18 protein-coding genes and 1 pseudogene are annotated in these 16,951 nt (G+C 70.8%); 7 read left to right on the top strand and 12 right to left on the bottom strand.

Annotated elements, in window-relative coordinates; all coding sequences use genetic code 11:
- Positions 1–486 (top strand): annotated as a pseudogene (locus STRTUCAR8_RS16870) (cellulase family glycosylhydrolase); the annotation flags it as partial.
- Between the two features lie 10 nt (positions 487–496).
- Here STRTUCAR8_RS16870 and STRTUCAR8_RS16865 read toward each other — a convergent pair.
- The 3 genes from STRTUCAR8_RS16865 to STRTUCAR8_RS16855 form a co-directional block, all read right to left on the bottom strand.
- Positions 497–1,711: an acyl-CoA dehydrogenase family protein gene (locus tag STRTUCAR8_RS16865; protein ID WP_006376987.1), complete on the bottom strand. Its 1,215-nt coding sequence runs from the start codon at positions 1,709–1,711 to the stop codon at positions 497–499.
- 6 nt (positions 1,712–1,717) lie between these two features.
- Entirely contained in the window at positions 1,718–2,752 is a 1,035-nt protein-coding gene (locus tag STRTUCAR8_RS16860; RefSeq protein WP_044472336.1) for a phosphotransferase family protein, read from the bottom strand.
- A 163-nt stretch (positions 2,753–2,915) separates the two neighbouring features.
- Positions 2,916–3,218, bottom strand: coding sequence for a hypothetical protein (locus tag STRTUCAR8_RS16855; RefSeq protein WP_006376988.1), 303 nt, complete (start codon positions 3,216–3,218; stop codon positions 2,916–2,918).
- A 160-nt stretch (positions 3,219–3,378) separates the two neighbouring features.
- On the opposite strand from STRTUCAR8_RS16855, the gene STRTUCAR8_RS16850 reads away from it, so the two are divergent.
- On the top strand, positions 3,379–4,320 hold the full coding sequence (locus STRTUCAR8_RS16850; RefSeq protein ID WP_006376972.1) for an NADP-dependent oxidoreductase: 942 nt from the start codon (positions 3,379–3,381) through the stop codon (positions 4,318–4,320).
- A gap of 92 nt (positions 4,321–4,412) precedes the next feature.
- Here STRTUCAR8_RS16850 and STRTUCAR8_RS16845 read toward each other — a convergent pair whose 3' ends face one another.
- Genes STRTUCAR8_RS16845 through STRTUCAR8_RS16830 form a run of 4 tightly spaced genes read right to left on the bottom strand, consistent with a single transcriptional unit; the run spans position 4,413 to position 6,643 of the window.
- Positions 4,413–4,751 carry a DUF202 domain-containing protein gene (locus STRTUCAR8_RS16845; protein ID WP_006376993.1) on the bottom strand — a complete coding sequence of 113 codons (339 nt, stop codon included), beginning with the start codon at positions 4,749–4,751 and terminating at the stop codon, positions 4,413–4,415.
- Complete coding sequence (locus tag STRTUCAR8_RS16840) at positions 4,748–5,140, bottom strand: YidH family protein (protein ID WP_006377003.1); 393 nt, start codon at positions 5,138–5,140, stop codon at positions 4,748–4,750. The genes STRTUCAR8_RS16845 and STRTUCAR8_RS16840 overlap by 4 nt, the downstream gene beginning before the upstream one ends.
- Before the next feature lie 11 nt (positions 5,141–5,151).
- A complete protein-coding gene (locus tag STRTUCAR8_RS16835; RefSeq protein WP_006376997.1) occupies positions 5,152–5,766 on the bottom strand; it encodes an NUDIX hydrolase in 615 nt (204 codons plus the stop codon).
- Positions 5,723–6,643 carry a DMT family transporter gene (locus STRTUCAR8_RS16830; protein WP_006376985.1) on the bottom strand — a complete coding sequence of 307 codons (921 nt, stop codon included), beginning with the start codon at positions 6,641–6,643 and terminating at the stop codon, positions 5,723–5,725. The genes STRTUCAR8_RS16835 and STRTUCAR8_RS16830 overlap by 44 nt, the downstream gene beginning before the upstream one ends.
- 352 nt (positions 6,644–6,995) lie before the next feature.
- On the opposite strand from STRTUCAR8_RS16830, the gene STRTUCAR8_RS16825 reads away from it, so the two are divergent.
- The 4 genes from STRTUCAR8_RS16825 (at position 6,996) to STRTUCAR8_RS16810 (ending at position 11,186) form a co-directional block, all read left to right on the top strand.
- Positions 6,996–7,946, top strand: a complete 951-nt coding sequence (locus tag STRTUCAR8_RS16825; RefSeq protein ID WP_006376966.1) for a hypothetical protein — start codon at positions 6,996–6,998, stop codon at positions 7,944–7,946.
- Between the two features lie 130 nt (positions 7,947–8,076).
- Positions 8,077–9,651, top strand: a complete 1,575-nt coding sequence (locus tag STRTUCAR8_RS16820) for an APC family permease (RefSeq protein WP_006376984.1) — start codon at positions 8,077–8,079, stop codon at positions 9,649–9,651.
- 112 nt (positions 9,652–9,763) lie between these two features.
- A complete protein-coding gene (locus tag STRTUCAR8_RS16815) occupies positions 9,764–10,537 on the top strand; it encodes a molybdopterin-dependent oxidoreductase (RefSeq protein ID WP_006376974.1) in 774 nt (257 codons plus the stop codon).
- Entirely contained in the window at positions 10,521–11,186 is a 666-nt protein-coding gene (locus STRTUCAR8_RS16810; RefSeq protein ID WP_006376980.1) for a cytochrome b/b6 domain-containing protein, read from the top strand. Before STRTUCAR8_RS16815 ends, STRTUCAR8_RS16810 begins: the two co-directional genes overlap by 17 nt.
- Before the next feature lie 341 nt (positions 11,187–11,527).
- Here STRTUCAR8_RS16810 and STRTUCAR8_RS16805 read toward each other — a convergent pair whose 3' ends face one another.
- From STRTUCAR8_RS16805 to STRTUCAR8_RS16790, 4 genes are all read right to left on the bottom strand, one after another.
- A complete protein-coding gene (locus STRTUCAR8_RS16805; RefSeq protein ID WP_006376983.1) occupies positions 11,528–12,556 on the bottom strand; it encodes an L-idonate 5-dehydrogenase in 1,029 nt (342 codons plus the stop codon).
- Positions 12,557–12,617: 61 nt separating this feature from the next.
- The gene (locus STRTUCAR8_RS16800) at positions 12,618–13,385 is read right to left on the bottom strand and encodes a glucose 1-dehydrogenase (protein ID WP_006376967.1); all 768 of its coding nucleotides are present in this window, start codon (positions 13,383–13,385) and stop codon (positions 12,618–12,620) included.
- A gap of 10 nt (positions 13,386–13,395) precedes the next feature.
- The gene (locus STRTUCAR8_RS16795) at positions 13,396–14,793 is read right to left on the bottom strand and encodes a GntT/GntP/DsdX family permease (RefSeq protein ID WP_006377004.1); all 1,398 of its coding nucleotides are present in this window, start codon (positions 14,791–14,793) and stop codon (positions 13,396–13,398) included.
- A gap of 101 nt (positions 14,794–14,894) precedes the next feature.
- Complete coding sequence (locus STRTUCAR8_RS16790) at positions 14,895–15,425, bottom strand: gluconokinase (RefSeq protein WP_044472334.1); 531 nt, start codon at positions 15,423–15,425, stop codon at positions 14,895–14,897.
- Between the two features lie 105 nt (positions 15,426–15,530).
- On the opposite strand from STRTUCAR8_RS16790, the gene STRTUCAR8_RS16785 reads away from it, so the two are divergent.
- Positions 15,531–16,232 (top strand): FadR/GntR family transcriptional regulator, encoded by a 702-nt coding sequence (locus STRTUCAR8_RS16785; protein ID WP_006377001.1) that lies wholly within the window; start codon positions 15,531–15,533, stop codon positions 16,230–16,232.
- A gap of 48 nt (positions 16,233–16,280) precedes the next feature.
- Here the strand turns inward: STRTUCAR8_RS16785 and STRTUCAR8_RS49780 are convergent, their stop codons facing one another.
- Positions 16,281–16,715, bottom strand: a complete 435-nt coding sequence (locus STRTUCAR8_RS49780; RefSeq protein ID WP_100247571.1) for a YchJ family protein — start codon at positions 16,713–16,715, stop codon at positions 16,281–16,283.
- Between the last annotated feature and the right edge of the window lie 236 nt (positions 16,716–16,951).

Raw genomic sequence — 16,951 nt, 5'->3', positions numbered from 1 at the left:
CTCCAGCTGTCCGGTCTGTCGACCTCGGACAACTACGCCCGCACCTACGCCAAGGCGACCCGGATCATCGCCGCCTTCCGCGCGAACCTCGGTGCCAACACCGTGCGGCTGCCGATCAACCCGTACACGGTCAACGGCTCCTACTGGAAGTCGTACCGCGCGGTCATCGACGCGGCGTCCGACCAGGGATTCAAGGTGATCGTCTCCTACTGGGAGGGCACCGGCGCCCAGAAGGACGGCTTCATCGACGACACGGCCACCTACTGGCCCATGTGGAACAGGGTCGTCAAGGCCTACAGCAAGGACAGGCACGTCTACTTCGAGCCGATGAACGAGCCGCACGGCTACACCGACACCGAGTGGGCCGACATCGCGGCGAAGTGGCTCGCGACCTACAAGTCCGTGCCCCGCAACCAGGTGTTCGTCAGCGGCGCCGGTTACAACGACCACGTCACGTCCGTCTGCGCCGACCCGCGCCCCCGAGGGGGCGAAAAAACTACACGTAACGCTTCAGCTCCCGTCGGGCCAGTGACCGCTGGTGCACCTCGTCCGGGCCGTCCGCCAGTTTGAGGGTTCGGGCGCTCGCCCACAGTTCCGCCAGCGGGAAGTCCTGGCTGACGCCACCCGCGCCGTGCAGCTGGATCGCCTTGTCGATGATGTCCACCACCGCACGCGGCGTCGCGATCTTGATCGCCTGGATCTCCGCGTGTGCGCCCTTGTTGCCGACCGTGTCCATCATCCACGCGGTCTTCAGCACCAGCAGTCGCAGCTGTTCCACCGTGACCCGGGCGTCCGCGATCCAGTTGTGGACCACACCCTGCTGGGCCAGTGCCTTGCCGAACGCCGTCCGGGAGACGGCCCGGCGGCACATCAGCTCGATGGCCCGCTCCGCCATCCCGATCAGCCGCATGCAGTGGTGGATACGGCCGGGGCCGAGCCGCGCCTGCGCGATGGCGAAGCCGCTGCCCTCCTCGCCGATCAGGTTCGAGGCCGGCACCCGTGCCTCGTCGAAGACCACCTCGGCGTGGCCGCCGTGGGAGTGGTCCTCGTAGCCGAACACCTGCATCGCCCGCTTGACCGTGACACCGGGGGTGTCCCGGGGGACCAGGATCATCGACTGCTGGCGGCGGATGTCGGCGCCGTCCGGGTCGGTCTTGCCCATGACGATGAAGATCCGGCAGTCGGGGTTCATCGCCCCGGAGATGTACCACTTACGGCCGGTGATGACGTAGTCGGCGCCGTCCCGCCGGATCCGCGTCTCGATGTTCGTCGCGTCGGACGAGGCCACCTCGGGCTCGGTCATCGCGAACGCCGAGCGGATCTCGCCCGCCAGCAGCGGCTCCAGCCACTGCTTCTTCTGCTGCTCGTCGCCGAACTGCGCCAGCACCTCCATGTTGCCGGTGTCCGGCGCCGCGCAGTTCAGCGCGGTCGGCGCCAACTGCGGGGAACGGCCCGTGATTTCGGCGAGGGGGGCGTACTGGAGGTTGGTGAGGCCAGCGCCGTGCCGGGCGTCGGGCAGGAAGAGGTTCCACAGGCCCTGGCTGCGAGCCTCGGCCTTCAACTCCTCGACCACGGCCGGGGTGTCCCACGGCGAGGCCAGCGCGGCCCGCTGCTCCTCGGCGACGGCCTCGGCCGGATAGACGTACTCGTCCATGAAGGCGAGGAGCTTGGCGCGCAGTTCCTCGGTGCGCGCGTCGAACGCGAAGTCCATGACGGATCAGCCTTCCTGGAGACCTGTGTGAAGTGTGGTCAGACCGTGCTCGATGAACACGGGGACCAGGTCCCCGATGCGGTCGAAGCCCGCGCCGACCGTCTGGCCCAGCGTGTAGCGGTAGTGGATGCCCTCCAGGATCACGGCCAGCTTGAACCAGGCGAACGCCGTGTACCAGGCGACCGCCGAGACGTCGCGCCCCGAGCGCGCTGCGTACCGTTCGATCAGCTCGGTGGGGGAGGGGTGTCCGGCGGCCTCGGCGGTCGTGGAGACGGGGGAGTCGGGCGCGCCAAGGGGCATGCTGTACATCACCAGCAGGCCCAGGTCGGTGAGCGGGTCGCCGAGCGTCGACATCTCCCAGTCGAGGATCGCCGTGATCCTGTCGTCCGTGTCGATGAGGACGTTGTCCAGCCGGTAGTCGCCGTGCACGATCGCCGGGGCGGGGGATTGGGGCAGCGCTCGGCCGAGCGCCGCCTGCAGTTCGTCGATGCCGGCCAGGTCGCGGTTGCGGGAGGCGTCCAACTGCTTGCCCCAGCGCCGCAGTTGCCGGTCGAGGAAGCCCTCGGGCCGGCCGAAGTCCGCGAGGCCCACCTCGGCGGGGTCCACCGCGTGCAGCTCGACGAGGGTGTCCACCAGCGACAGCACGACGTCCCGGGTCCGCGCGGGGCCGATCGGGGCGAGCTGGTCGGCCGTACGGTACGGCGTGCCCGGCACGAACTCCATGACGTAGAACGGGGATCCGAGCACCGACTCGTCCTCGCACAGCAGCACGGGACGCGGGACCGGTACGGAGGTCGGATGCAGGGCGCTGATCACCCGGTGCTCGCGCCGCATGTCGTGCGCGGTGGCCAGGACATGGCCCAGCGGAGGGCGTCGTACGACCCACCGGGTGGTGCCGTCGGTGACCGCGTAGGTGAGGTTCGACCGGCCGCCCTCGATCAGTCGGCCGGTCAGGGGACCTTGCACGAGTCCGGGGCGTTCGCCGTCGAGCAGGCCGCGAAGCCGGCCGAGATCGAGACCTGGCAGGTCGTCCGGGGGCATCATCGCTCCTACGCGTACGGAAACAGGATGTGCCTCATGATGCCGACCGGTCGGTATGTCGTCCAGTGGGTGAGCGAAAAGTGACCGGCGTCTCGCTTCCGGTGTGCGGAGGGAGACGCCGGTCGGGTACGGCGCGGGGAGCGGTTCCGGTGGCCGGAAACGGTCAGTGGTCGTCCCAGTGGCCGTCGTGCGCGGCGTGCCGGTGGCCGTCGTGCAGATAGTCGACGTGGCCGCCGTGCAGGACGCTGGGGTGCCCGCAGCCGTCCCCGTGAGCGTGGTCGTGGGCCTCGTGCGCCACGTGGCCGCCGGGCTCGCACTCGTCCCAGTGGCCGCTGTGCGCGCGGTGCAGATGACCGTCGTGCGCGTAGTCGACGTGGTCGCCGTGCGGTACCTCGGTGTGGCCGCAGTCCGGGCCGTGGGTGTGCTCGTGGGTCGGGTGTTCCTGGTGAAGTGTGGGGGTGCTCATGATGCTCGCCTTCGGGCATTCGTGGGTACGGGAGTGCTGAAAATGCGGGTGGTGCCGTCGGACAGGCTGCCACGCGAAACGTACATATCAGGCTATTCGACTTGCGTGGCGTGCGCGCACGCCGGAGGGTCGGGCATGAGGAAACCGGAGGACCAGACATATGAAGGCCATCACCTACAGCCGGTACGGCGGTCCCGACGTCCTGGAGTTCACGCAGGACGCCCCGGAACCCAAGGTCGGGCCCGACTCCGTGCTGATCAAGGTGCGGGCCGCGTCGGTCAACCCGGTGGACTGGAAGTGCCGCGAGGGCTATCTCGACGGCCTTCTGGACACCGTCTTCCCGGTGACACCGGGCTGGGACGTCTCGGGGGTCGTGGTCCGTCCGGGCCCCTCCGTCTCCGAGTTCGCCGTCGGTGACGAGGTCATCGGCTACGTCCGCGAGGACTTCCTCTCGCGCGGCACCTTCGCCGAGTACGTCGCCGCCCCGGTGCGCACCCTCGCCCGCAAGCCCCGCAACCTCTCCTTCGAGGAGGCGGCCGGGCTGCCGCTGGTCGGACTCACCGCCTACCAGGTGCTCGCCAAGTCCCTCCGCGTCCGCACGGGCGAGACCGTCCTGGTGCACGCGGCGGCCGGCGGGGTCGGCTCCGTCGCCGTCCAGCTGGCCCGCCGGCACCTGGGCGCGGCGCACGTCATCGGCACCGCCAGCGTGCGCAACCACGACTTCGTGCGCGAACTGGGCGGAGTCCCGGTGACCTACGGCGAGGGCATGGCCGACCGGGTGCGGAAACTGGCCCCGCACGGCGTCGACGCCGTGTTCGACACCGTCGGCGGCGACACCTTGAAGGACTCCGTGGAGCTGCTGGCTCCCGGGGGCCGCCTGGTGTCGATCGCGGACCCGGACGTGGTCGGCTTCGGCGGTCAGTACTACTTCGTACGCCCCGACGCGGCGGACCTCGCGCACCTCTCCGACCTGGCCGAACAGCATGTCTTCTCGCTGCACGTGTCCGACACGTTCCCCCTGGAACGCGCGGCGGAGGCGCACCGGCTGAACGCGGAGGGCCGTACCAGGGGCAAGATCGTGGTGACGGTCGACTGGGCGTAGGCGCTCCGCCGGCCGGGTGAGTAATTCGGGCGCGGCGCCGTCGTGGCCGGTCGCGCGGTTCCCCGCGCCCCTGCACGGCCCCTGTGGGGCCGTCAGAGGACGAGCGCCGCTCCGCACACCGCCAGGGCGACCGTGCACAGGGCGGCGGCGGTGGCGTGCTTCGCGGCGAGCCGCGGCGGACCCTCGTCGCCCGTCGCCGTGAGTGTCCGGATGCGCCGGTGGGCGAAGGACAGGAAGCACAGCCACAGCACGCAGCACGCCGCGCAGGCGGTGATCCCGGCCGCCGACGGGCCGCCGTGCAGCGCGCTCTTCCCGGCGAGCACGGCGGCGACGGTGCTCGACAGCGTCGTACGCCGCCACGCCAGCCGGGTCCGCTCCGGTTGCAGCCCGGGATCCCGCACCTCGGCCCCGCGCCCGCCCGGTTCGCTCATCCGTTCCCCCGGACCAGGACGACGACCACCATGGCGACCGCGACCACGGCGACCGCGAGGCTCAGCAGCGCCGGGAAGCGGGACACCGGCAGATCCTCGCCCCGCCGCATCGCCCGCTCGCACCGCACCCAGTGGTTGACGGCCCGCAGCGAGCACAGCACCCCGGCCGCCAGCAGCGCGAGCGCCAGCCCCACCCGCCACCCCCACCGCAGGTCGGGCAGGAACTGGTCCACGGCGAACCCGCCGCCGATCAGCGCGAGCGCGGTACGCAGCCAGGCCAGGAAGGTGCGTTCGTTGGCCAGGGAGAAGCGGTAGTCGGGGGTGCGGCCCTCGTCGCCGATCTCCTGGGGGGCGAACCACAGGCGGACGTTCCGTGCGAAATCGATCACGTGCAGGAATTTTACGGGTTGCCGGCCGAGCGGTACGCACGGAGGCGCTCGTACGCCTCCAGGCCGTCCGGCACCCACTCCCACTCGCCCAGCCGCCGCTCCACCTCGTCCTGGGGCAGGAACGCGTGCCAGGCGACCTCCTCCACCTGGGGGTGGACGGGCAGCTCGCAGCGGACCTCGTACACCGCCGACCACCAGCTCCCGCCTGCGCCGTTGTCGTACAGGAACCTGAAGACGGGCTCGGGGCGGGGCAGGCCAGTGACGCCGAGTTCCTCCTCGGCCTCCCTCAGGGCGGCGTCGTCGTACGACTCGCCCGCGCCCACGACTCCGCCGACGAACATGTCGTAGAGGGAGGGAAAGACCAGCTTGGTGGGGGTGCGGCGGTGGACGAAGACGCGGCCCCGGGCGTCCCTTGCCTGGATGAAGACGCAGCGGTGGCGCAGCCCGTGCGCGTACGCCTCGCCCCGCGGCGACCGGCCGACGACCTCGTCGTTCTCGTCGACGATGTCGAGGATCTCGTCAGCGGGATCAGCGGGATCAGCGGGATCAGCCGCGACCGCTGGAAAAACCGGATCGGTGGGATCAGCGGGAGTGCTCTCGGCGGAGTGAGTGCTCATGTCTGCCATCCAAGCCCATCGCCCTCGGCGCGCAGCCGCTCGGCATCGCCGGGTGGAGGCCCAGCAGGACGATGCCCACGACCACCGCCGCGAGGCCCGCCGCCTCCCAGGCCAGCGCCCCGGTGTCGGTGCGCAGCCGGTCGCCGAGGAAGCCGACGCCGCAGATGATGCCGGCCAGCGGCTGGGCCGCCGTGAGGGCCGGGAGGGACATGCGCAGGGGAGCGGTCTCGAAGGCGCTCTGGACCAGGATCAGGCCGGTGAGGCCGAGGAGCACTACGCCGTACGGCTGCCAGCCGGTGAGGAGGTGGGCCAGGCCGCCCTCCGAGAAGCGCTGGCCGCTGACCCGCGTCAGGGCGTCCTGCACGCCGTAGAGGAGGCCGGCGGCCAGGGCCAGGAGAACCGGGCCCGCGCTGAGCCGGGAGCGCTTCGCGTACGTCGTGAGGAGCAGGGCGGCGCCGAGCATGGCGCCGATGATCAGCCAGTGGCGCCAGGGGTCCGAGACGGCCGAGCCGCCGCGCGGTTCGCCCGCCACGATGAACGCCGTCACCCCGCCGGCGAGCAGCAGCAGGCCCGTCCAGCCCTGGCGGCCCAGCGGCTGCCTGGTCTGCCGACGGGAGAGGGCGAGCGCGAAGAGCAGGTTCGTCGCGAGGAGGGGCTCCACCAGGGACACCTCGCCCTGGCTCAGCGCGACGGCGCCCAGCACCATGCCCGCCACCATCAGGCCGATGCCGCCGAGCCAGCGCGGCACCCGCACCAGGTCCAGCAGCAGCCTCGGGGAGAGGAAGTCGCTCAGCGGGGCCTGTCGGGCCACGTTCTGCTGGAGGACGAAGCCGAGGCCCAGACAGCAGGCGGCGCTCACGGCGAGAGTCAGAACCAGAACGGACACGCGACGTACCTCGATGACGGGGCAGGGTATGGGGTGTGGTAAAGGCCGACTGTAGCCGTCCTCGACCGGTCCTGCCCCGGGGATGTGACGGAATCGTGGAGCCGACGGTCCGCCCGCGTCCGCATGGTGACTGTGTCGCGACTTAACGTCATCCCTGCGGTATTGGAAGGGCCTGCCGGGTTCTGTCAGCTCGTCAGGTCAACTGTCCTATACGGATGCGTAATTGACACGTGTCGTAACCAAAACCGGCCTTGACGTGAAGCATTCGTGGAGGGTTTGCTGTCCGTGATCAACCGATGGCAGTCGAATGATCGCCGTCCGCAGACCGCGTCGTGTGAGGAAGTTCCCCGCGGTGTCTCCACCTCCACCACCCCTGGGCCGGGGCCGTAAGCGTGCCGCCCAGGCCTTCGACGCCGCGCTCGACGACACCGAACTCGTCGCCGCGCGCACAGCTCTGGCCCAGGGGCGCTGGCAGGCCGTCCGTGCACTGCTCGCCAACACCGGCGACGACTGGGACCGCCGGGGACACCGGGTCACCGTCCTCGCCCTGGAATCCGGCACCGCCGCCTGGGCCCGGGACTGGCTGCTGGCCGAACCCGAGTCCGCCGACGCCTCCGTTCTGCTCGCCTCGGCCACCGTCATGAGGGCCCTGGTGGGCAAGGACAAGCCGACCCGGGCCCGCGACGCCTGCCATGCCGCCGCCGCGCTCGCTCCCGCCGACCCCACGCCCTGGCTCGGGCTGCTCCAGCTGGAGCGGAGGATGGGCCTGGAGGAGACCGTCGTCCAGCTCTTCGACGAGGTCCGGCACCGCTACCCGGACCACCACCACGCCCACCATCTGATGGTCGCCCGCCTCGCCGAGCGGCGTACCAACGCCGGCCAGGATCCGCTGCACGAGGTGTACGACTTCGCCAACTGGGCCGTCGAACAGGCCCCCGCGGACTCGCCGTTGGCGATCCTGCCGGTCGTCGCGCACGCCGAGCGCTACCGCGTCCTGGCCGCCGCCGGCCTGGAGTCCGCCGACCCGGCGTCCTCCGGGCACTGGGTCGGACGGCGGGCCCGCCAGGTGATGAAGGCCGCGTTCGACTGGTGGCTGGAGTGGGAGCGTGACGACCATCCGCGCCGCCTGGTCGACCTCAACTTCCTTGCCCACGCCAAGTTCTGCGAGGGCCGGGGCGCGGAGGCCGCTGCCCTGTTCCACCGGATCGGCCCGCACCAGACGCCCGTCCCGTGGTCCTACCCGGACCGCGACCCCCACACCGCCTTCCGTGCAGCCCGCGACAGCGCGCTCGGCACGGTGTAACGCCCCACACGCTTCACGCACGACCGAACACGCACGACTGAACACGCACGACCGAACACGCATTACTGATCACGCGTCACCGGTCACGCACCAGTGAAAATTTCCGTACGCCCGAAAGGACAACCCCGCGATGACGACGGGCAGTTCGAGCACCAGCAGACCCAGTGCCGGAGACAGCGGCATCAGTACCTTCAAGGGGCAGGAGCGCGCCCTGCGCGCGGACCGCCTCGGCACCGGGGGGCTGCTGCTCTCCGTGCTCGCCGCGACCGCTCCCCTCATGGTGGTCGCGGGTGTCATGCCCACGGCATTCGCGGTGATGGGTGTCGTCGGCCAGCCGCTCCTCTTCGTGATCCTCGGCGTCGTCCTCGTCCTCTTCAGCGTCGGGTACGCCGAGATGAGCCGTCACGTCCACAACGCGGGCGCCTTCTACGCGTACATCTCGCGCGGTCTCGGCGGCACCGCGGGGGCGGGCGCCGCGCTCCTCGCGCTCGTCGCCTACAGCGCGCTCCAGGTCGGCATCTACGGCATCTTCGGGTTCGAGGTCTCCGGGCTGTTCTCCACCTACCTGGACACCGAACTCGCCTGGTGGATACCGGCGTTGCTGGCCGCGCTGGCCGTCGGCGCGCTTGCCTGGCTGAAGATCGACGTCAACGCGCGGGTGCTCGGCGTGCTCATCGTCATCGAGGTCATCCTCGTCGTCATCTTCGACATCGCCGTCGTCGCCGACCCGGCGAAGGAGGGGCTGTCGCTGCACGCCTTCAACCCGGACACCCTCACCGGCGCCGGTGTCGGCACCGCCCTGTGCCTCTGCATCGCCGCCTTCACCGGCTTCGAGCAGGCGCCCGTGTACGCGGAGGAAACGAGCCGCCCGCACGTCCTGGTCCCGCGCGTGATGTTCTTCGCCGTGAGTTTCGTCGCCGTGTTCTTCGCGATCAGCTCCTGGGTGCTCACCGTCGCCACCGGGCCCTCCGCGATCATCGGCACCGCGCAGAAGGAGAGCGCGGGACTGCTCTTCTCCCTCACCGAGTCCCGCCTCGGCGCCACCTTCACGGACGTCCTGCACGTCCTGTTCGTGACCGGCATGTTCGCGGCGCTGCTCAGCTTCCACAACGTGGTCGCACGGTACGCCTTCGCCATGGGCCGTGAGGGGCTGCTGCCCGCCACCTTCGGCCGCACCACCGGCGCGAGCGGCGCGCCCGGCACCGGCTCGCTCCTGCAGACCGTCGTGGCCGTGGTGGTCGTGGCCGCCTTCGCGGTCACCGACGACGGACCCGTGGGCGACCCGACCACGCCCGTGCTGAAGCTGTTCACCTGGTTCGGCAATGTCGGCGCCCTCGGCGTGATCCTGCTGATGGCGGCGGCCTCCCTCTCGGTCATCGTCTTCTTCGCCCGGCGCGGCGCCGTGGGCGCCCAGGCCTGGCGGCTGCTGACCTCCGCGCTGGCGGGGATCGCGCTGCTCGTCATCGCCTTCTACACGGTCAAGGACTTCGACGTCCTCGTCGGCTCGGGCCCGGACTCCTCCCTGAACTGGGTGCTGCCCGGGATCATCGGCGCCGCCGTGGTCGTCGGCCTGGTCCAGGGTCTGGTGCTGCGCTCCCGCGAGCCCGAGGTACACGCCCGGATCGGGCTCGGCAACGAGGCGTTCCAGCTGGAGAAGGCTGCGGAGTCGGCCGACTCCGCGGAGTCCGCCGGGGCGGCCTCCTGAGCACCCTTTTCCGGGGCCGCCACCTGAGGACAGGGTGAGAAGCGGTTACGGAAGTCTGACGCGCACCCGCGATCCCTGGCTCGACAGGGGTCGCGGGTGTTCGAATGGATACGTGAACTCCGAACGACCCCGACCCCAGCCGTCCGAACGACCCGGCGCAGGCGAAGAACGCGACGGGCAGGACCGGGGCACGCCCATCGGCCGCCGGGTCCTGCTCGGCACCCTCGGCCTCGGCGCCCTGGGCGTGGTCGCCGCGCCCGGCCTCCAGCGCGGCATGGAGTCCTTCCTCGCCGGCGCGGCGGAGAAGGACCCCACCGGACTGACCGGCCTCCTCCCGAACGGCGGCGGCTTCCGCTACTACTCGGTGACGTCCTCCGTACCCCACAAGGGCGCGGGCGACTACCAGCTGAAGATCGACGGCCTCGTGGACAAGCCGGCCACCTACACCCTGGCCGACCTGCGGGCGATGCCCCAGACGAGGATGGTCAAGGACGTGCAGTGCGTCACGGGCTGGCGGGTCCCCGGCACGCCCTTCGAAGGGGTCCGGCTGTCCCGGCTCCTGGACGCGGCGGGAGTGCGGTCGTCGGCCGGTGCGGTGCGCTTCACTTGCTTCGACGGCGCCTACACCGAGAGCCTCACCCTCGACCAGGCGCGCCGCGCCGACGTCATCGTGGCGCTGCGGATGCAGGACAAGAACCTGAGCCACAGCCACGGCGGCCCGGTCCGCCTCTACGTCGCCCCCATGTACTTCTACAAGTCCGCCAAGTGGCTCTCCGGCATCACGGTCACCGAGGACGTACAGGCCGGCTACTGGGAGAACCGGGGCTACGACATCGACGCCTGGGTCGGCAAATCGAACGGACGCGACGATGAGCCTACGAGCTGACGCCCCGGCGCCCTCCGCCACGGAGGTACGCCGCTTCGGCCGCTCCCAGAAGTGGGTGCACCGCGCGACGGCCGCGCTGATGGGCGTGTGCGTGGCGACGGCGGCCTGTCTGTACATCCCCCAGTTCGCCGAGCTGGTCGGCCGCCGTGAACTGGTGGTCCGCGTCCACGAGTGGGCGGGCCTGGCTTTGCCGGTCCCCCTTCTGGTCGGCTTGGCCTCCCGAGCCTTCCGCGCGGACCTCGGCTTCCTCAACCGCTTCGGCCCGCACGACCGCGTCTGGCTGCGCGCGGCCCTACGACGCGACAAGCGCCGCGCGTCGCGCCCGGCGGGCAAGTTCAACGCGGGCCAGAAGGTCTACGCGTCCTGGATCGCGGGCGCCACCCTGGTCATGCTGGGCACGGGCCTGCTCATGTGGTTCACCCATCTCACCCCGCTGATGTGGCGCACCAGCGCGACCTTCGTCCACGACTGGCTGGCACTCACCATCGGCATCGTCCTGGCCGGCCACATCGGCATGGCCCTGGGCGACCCGGAGGCCCGCAGGGGCCTGCGAACGGGCTCGGTGAGCAAGGAATGGGCGAAACACGAACACCCCTTGTGGCACCCCCACCACGACACCGACCAAGGCGCCCACCCCGACGAGCGCTGAGCTGGGGTCGCGCCCGCAAGGGGCGCGGGGAACTGCGCGCCCAGCCACGACGGGCTCCGCACCGGACAACGCACCGTCAGACCCCGGCCCCCAGCGGCGGCTGGCGTGCCGTCATCGCCTCCGGCGCGGTGGGCGTGCCTATAAGGGACGCGGGGAACTGCGCGCCCAGCCACGACGGGCTCCGCACTCGACGACGCACCGGTAACCTCGGCCCCCAGCGGCGGCTGGCGTGCCGTCATCGCCTCCGGCGCGGTGGGCGTGCCTATAAGGGGCGCGGGGAACTGCGCGATCAGCCACGACGGGCTCCGCACCCGACAACGCACGCACCCACCGCAGAGCGCCTACTCCCCGCCGAAATCCAACAGCACCTTGCACGACTTACCCCGGTCCGCCGCCAGCGCGAACGCCGACTCCGCCTCCTCGACCGGGATCACCGCGCTGACCAGCCCGTCGAGGGCCGGCTCGGCCGCCAGCAGGGTCAGCGCCTCGTCGAACTCCGTGTCGAACCGGAAGGCGCCCCGCAGCTCGATCTCCCGGGTGACGACGAGGTTGCCCGCGAAGGGGCTGGGCCCCGGTGGCAGCAGGCCGAGCTGTACGACGACACCACCCCGGCGCACCAGGCGAAGGCAGGTGTCCAGCCCGGCGGCCACCCCAGACGCCTCGACGGCCACGTCCACCTCGGCCGGCCACCCGGGATCGCCGGGATCGTCCGCCCGTACGACCGAGTCGGCGCCCGCGACCGCCGCGTACCGCAGGGCCTGGGGGAGCAGGTCCGTCACCGTCACCCGCGCCGCGCCGGCCGCCTTCGCCGCCGCGACGACCAGGCACCCGATGGGCCCGGCGCCGGTGACCAGGACGTGCCTGCCGGACAGGTCCCCGGCCCGGCGTACGGCGTGCAGGGCGACGGAGAAGGGTTCCGCCAGGGCCGCCAGGTGCAGCGGCAGGCCCGCCGGTACGGGCCTCAACTGCTCGGCGGGGACGACCAGTCGAGCCGCGAAGCCGCCCTGGACGTGGGGGGTGCGGGCGGCGCTGCCGAGGTACCGCGTGTCCCGGCAGACGTTGCGCCGACCGGACGCGCACTCCGGACACACCCCGCACGGGGTCGCCGGGTGCACGGCAACCGGCGTACCCACATCGGGACCTGACGTACCGTCACCGTAGGAGACGACCGTGCCCACCACCTCGTGGCCCAGCACCATGGGCTCCTTGAGGCGGAAGTCGCCGACCCCGCCGTGCCGCCAGTAGTGCAGGTCCGAGCCGCAGACCCCGCCGTACCGGACCGCCACCAGCGCCTCGCCGGGTCCGGGGGACGGTACCGGCAGCTCGTCGACCCGCAGGTCGCCCTCACCGTGGATCACGCAACCGAGCATCGGGAGAACCCCTTTCGTGTCCGCTGTCGTGTGCGCGGCCTTCGTGTCCGCGTTCGTCCGGTCACAGGACGCTGGTCATGCCGCCGTCGACGTACAGCACCTGGCCGCCGACGAAGTCCGCCGCCGGGGAGGCGAGGAACAGCACCCCGCCCACCAGGTCCTCCGTACGCCCCCACCGCCCGGCCGGCGTGCGCTTGCGCACCCACGCGCTGAACTCCGGGTCGTCGACGAGGGGTTGGGTCAGCTCCGTCTCGATGTAGCCCGGGCCGAGCGCGTTGACCTGGACTCCGTGCGGGCCCCAGTCCGCGCACATACCCTTGGTGAGCATCTTGAGCGCGCCCTTGGTGGCCGTGTAGGGCGCGATGCCCGGGCGGGCCACCTCGCTCTGTACCGAGCAGATGTTGATGATCTTGCCGTGGCCGCGTTCCGTCATCCGGCGGGCCGACTCCCGGCCCACCAGGAACGCGCTGGTGAGGTTGGTGTCGAGGATGCGGTGCCAGTCGGAGTCGCTGAACTCCAGGAGTGGGGCCCGCAGTTGCATGCCGGCGTTGTTGACCAGGATGTCGAGCGGGCCGACCCGCTCCTCGATGTCCGCGATACCGGCGGCGACCGAGGGGCCGTCGGTGACGTCGAACGCGGCGGTGTGGATGTCCCCGGTCTCCGAGGCCAGTTCGGCGGCGGCCTTCGTCAACCGGTCGCCGTCGCGCCCGTTGAGGACGACCGTGCAGCCCGCCTGGGCCAGTCCCCGGGCCAGGGCGAGGCCGATGCCCCGGCTGGACCCGGTGACCAGGGCCGTACGGCCGCTGATGTCGAACAGAGGGTGACTCATTCCCGTACCCCTAGATCACGAGTGACAGCAGTAGGACCAGGCCGCCCGCGACCACGGAGATGATCGTCTCCATGACCGACCAGGTCTTGAGGGTCTGGCCGACGCTCAGGCCGAAGTACTCCTTGACCAGCCAGAATCCGGCGTCGTTGACATGGCTGAAGAAGAGGGAGCCGGCGCCGATGGCCAGGACGAGGAGGGCCGCGTGGGCCGTCGACATGTCGGCCGCGAGCGGAGCCACGAGGCCGGCCGCCGAGACCGTCGCCACCGTCGCCGAACCCGTGGCCAGCCGGATCGCCACCGCGATCAGCCAGGCCAGCAGCAGGGCCGGGATCGACCAGTCCTCGGATATGTCCAGGACCATCTTGCCGACCCCGGAGTCGATCAGCGTCTGCTTGAAACCGCCACCGGCACCGACGATCAGCAGGATGCCCGCGATGGGCGCGAGGCCCGTCTCTACGATCCGCGAGATGCGTTCCTTGGAGAAGTCGGCCGGGCGGCCCAGCGTGAAGATGCCCACGAGGACGGCGGCGAGCAGGGCGATCAGCGGGGAGCCGGCGACGTCGAAGACGCGCTGCACCATGTGCGTGGGGTCGTCGATGATGATGTCGACCAGCGCCTTGGACAGCATCAGGACGACGGGGAGGAGGATCGTCGCGAGGGTGGCGCCGAAGCCGGGGCGCTTCTCCAGGTCCTCGGAAGGGCGTTGGGGGATCATGCGGTCGGGGGCGGGTACATCCACCCAGCGGGCGGCGACCTTCGAGAACAGCGGGCCGGCGATGATCACCGTCGGTATGGCGACCAGGACACCGAGCGCCAGCGTCACACCGAGGTTGGCGCCGACCGCGTCGATCGCGATCAGCGGGCCGGGGTGCGGCGGAACCAGGCCGTGCATCACGGACAGGCCCGCGAGTGCCGGGATGCCGATGCGCATCAGGGAGTAGTTGCCGCGCTTGGCGACCATCAGGACGACCGGGATCAGCAGGACGACGCCGACCTCGAAGAACAGGGGCAGGCCGATCACCGAGGCGATCAGCACCATCGCCCACGGCATGGTCCGGCCCGAGGCCTTCGCCAGGATCGTGTCGACGATCTGGTCCGCGCCGCCGGAGTCGGCGAGCAGCTTGCCGAGGATCGCGCCCAGGGCGATCAGGACGCCCACACCGGCCACCGTCGAGCCGAGCCCGGTGGTGAAACTGGCGATGGTCTTGTCGAGCGGCGCGCCCGCGAAGGCGCCCAGCGCGAGCGAGCCGATGGTCAGGGCGAGGAAGGCGTGCAGCTTGAACTTGGTGATCAGCAGGACGATGAGCGCGATGCCCGCCAGCACGGCGATGCCCAGCTGGGCATGGCCGGCCGAGGTGATCGGCTCGACGGTGTCCGCTGCCAGCATCTCGACGCTGAGTCTGGTCACGGTGGTTCCCTTGTCTTCTGGAGTACTTCAGGGGTCTCTGGAGCCTGGAGAGGGACTTTTCCAGGGCTACGGGCTACGAACTACGGGCTACGAGCCATGGGTTACCGGTTACGGAGTGCCTCGGGGGCGTCGAGGTCGCCGAGCGCCGCCACAGCGCGGGCGGTGATCTCCTCCGGCGTGCCGGAGACGTTCACCGCGACGCCCGCCTCGTCCGCTTCGAGCGGCTGGAGGGTGGCGAACTGGGAGTCGAGCAGGGCCGTCGGCATGAAGTGACCCTGCCGGTGCGCCATCCGGTCCTCGATGAGCGCCCGGTCACCGGTGAGGTGCACGAAGACCACCCCGGGCGCGGCGGCACGCAGCCGGTCGCGGTACGACCGCTTCAGCGCCGAACTGCTCACCACCCCGCCGAGTCCGGCCCTGCCGTGCGCCCACTCGCCGATGGCGTCGAGCCACGGCCAGCGGTCGTCGTCGGTCAGCGGGGTCCCGGCCGTCATCTTGCGGATGTTGGCCGGGGGGTGGAAGTCGTCGCCCTCGGCGTACGGAACGCCGAGCCGGGCCGCGAGCAGGGGACCGATCGTGGTCTTCCCGGTGCCCGCGACGCCCATGACCACGACGACGTGGGGGGTACGCATCTGCTGCATGGACGCAATGAAACGCATTAGGTCCGACAAATTCAAGACCTGGGAATGATTAAGTCTGACTTTTTGAGAGTGTGACGTGCCCCGTACTCTGAGTGCATGAGCACACCGGGTCGAGGGCTGCACGGCCATGTACTGGAAACCCTCGGGCCGGCGATCACCGCGGGCGAGTACCCGCCGGGAAGCGTTCTGCGCACCGACGAACTGGCCCAGCGCTTCGACGTGTCACGTTCCGTGATGCGGGAGGCGGTCCGGGTCCTGGAGTCGATGCACCTCGTGGAGTCCCGCCGCCGGGTCGGTGTCACGGTCCGGCCCAAGGTCGAGTGGAACGTGTACGACCCCCAGGTCATCCGCTGGCGTCTGGCGGGCGCCGACCGCCCGCAGCAGCTGCGCTCCCTCACTGTGCTGCGCTCCGCCATCGAGCCGGTGGCCGCCGGCCTGGCCGCCAAGTTCGCCACCGCCGAGCAGTGCGCACGGCTCACGGAATGCGCGCTGGGCATGGTCGCCAACTCGCGCGGCCATCAGCTGGAGGGCTATCTGGTCCACGACATGGCCTTCCACCGGGTGATCCTGGAGGCATCCGGCAACGAGATGTTCGCCCGCCTGGGCGACGTCGTCGCGGAGGTCCTGGCCGGCCGCACCCATCACGAGGTCATGTTCGAGGACCCCGACCCGACCGCCGTCACCCTGCACGTGCAGGTCGCCGAGGCGGTCCGCGAGGGCGACGGGGAGCGCGCGGAGCGGCTCACCCGGGAGATCGCGGTCGGGGCCCTTCAGGAACTGGACATCCTCGCGCCGTAGGGGCTGTGGGAGCTGGTGGGGCAGGCCGTGGGTGCCCTGAGCGCCCTCTTAGCTCCGGTCGCCCTCGTCGATGTCCCCGTCGACGTACACCCACGCCCCGTCGACCCGCTCGAAGCGGCTCCGCTCCCGCAGCGAGCCGCCCCGGTAGGAGGCCCGGAACGTCACGGTTCCGGCGGTGTGGAACGCCGTACCGTCGCCCGTTCCGATGATCTCCAGGCCCGTCCACCGCATCCCGGGGTCGAATGAGATCCCCGCCGGGCGGGTACGCGGGTGCCAGGTGCGCAGGAGGTAGGGCTCGTCGCGCTTCACGAAAGCGCTGTAGCGGGAGCGCATCAGGGTCTCGGCGGTCGGCGCCGCCGCCTCACCCCGGTGGAATCGGCCACAGCACCTTTCGTACGTCTCCGCAAGACCGCACGGACATGTGGAGCTCTGAACAGGGGTGGAGGGGCGTTGGCGCCGGACATGCGTAGTACGTCGGGACATGCCCGCCATTCTGCTGTACTGCCTGCATCATCGGCTGTGCGCATTCTGTGAAGTGGCTGACCCGACACGCGCACATCGCGTGCGAGTCGTGCGCGGTGACCTTCATCGAACCTTCCCCACGGGTGGCGTGAAGACGTCTTGCTGGCTCAACTCCCCACCCCCAAAGGTGGATTACGCACTTGAGCATCAGGAGTCGCAAGCGTGTTGCTTGGCCCGGGCGGCCGTCCGTCCGGGGC

The sequence above is a fragment of the Streptomyces turgidiscabies Car8 genome (assembly GCF_000331005.1).
Lineage (GTDB): Bacteria > Actinomycetota > Actinomycetes > Streptomycetales > Streptomycetaceae > Streptomyces > Streptomyces turgidiscabies.
This window is presented reverse-complemented; position numbering and strand designations above follow the sequence as displayed.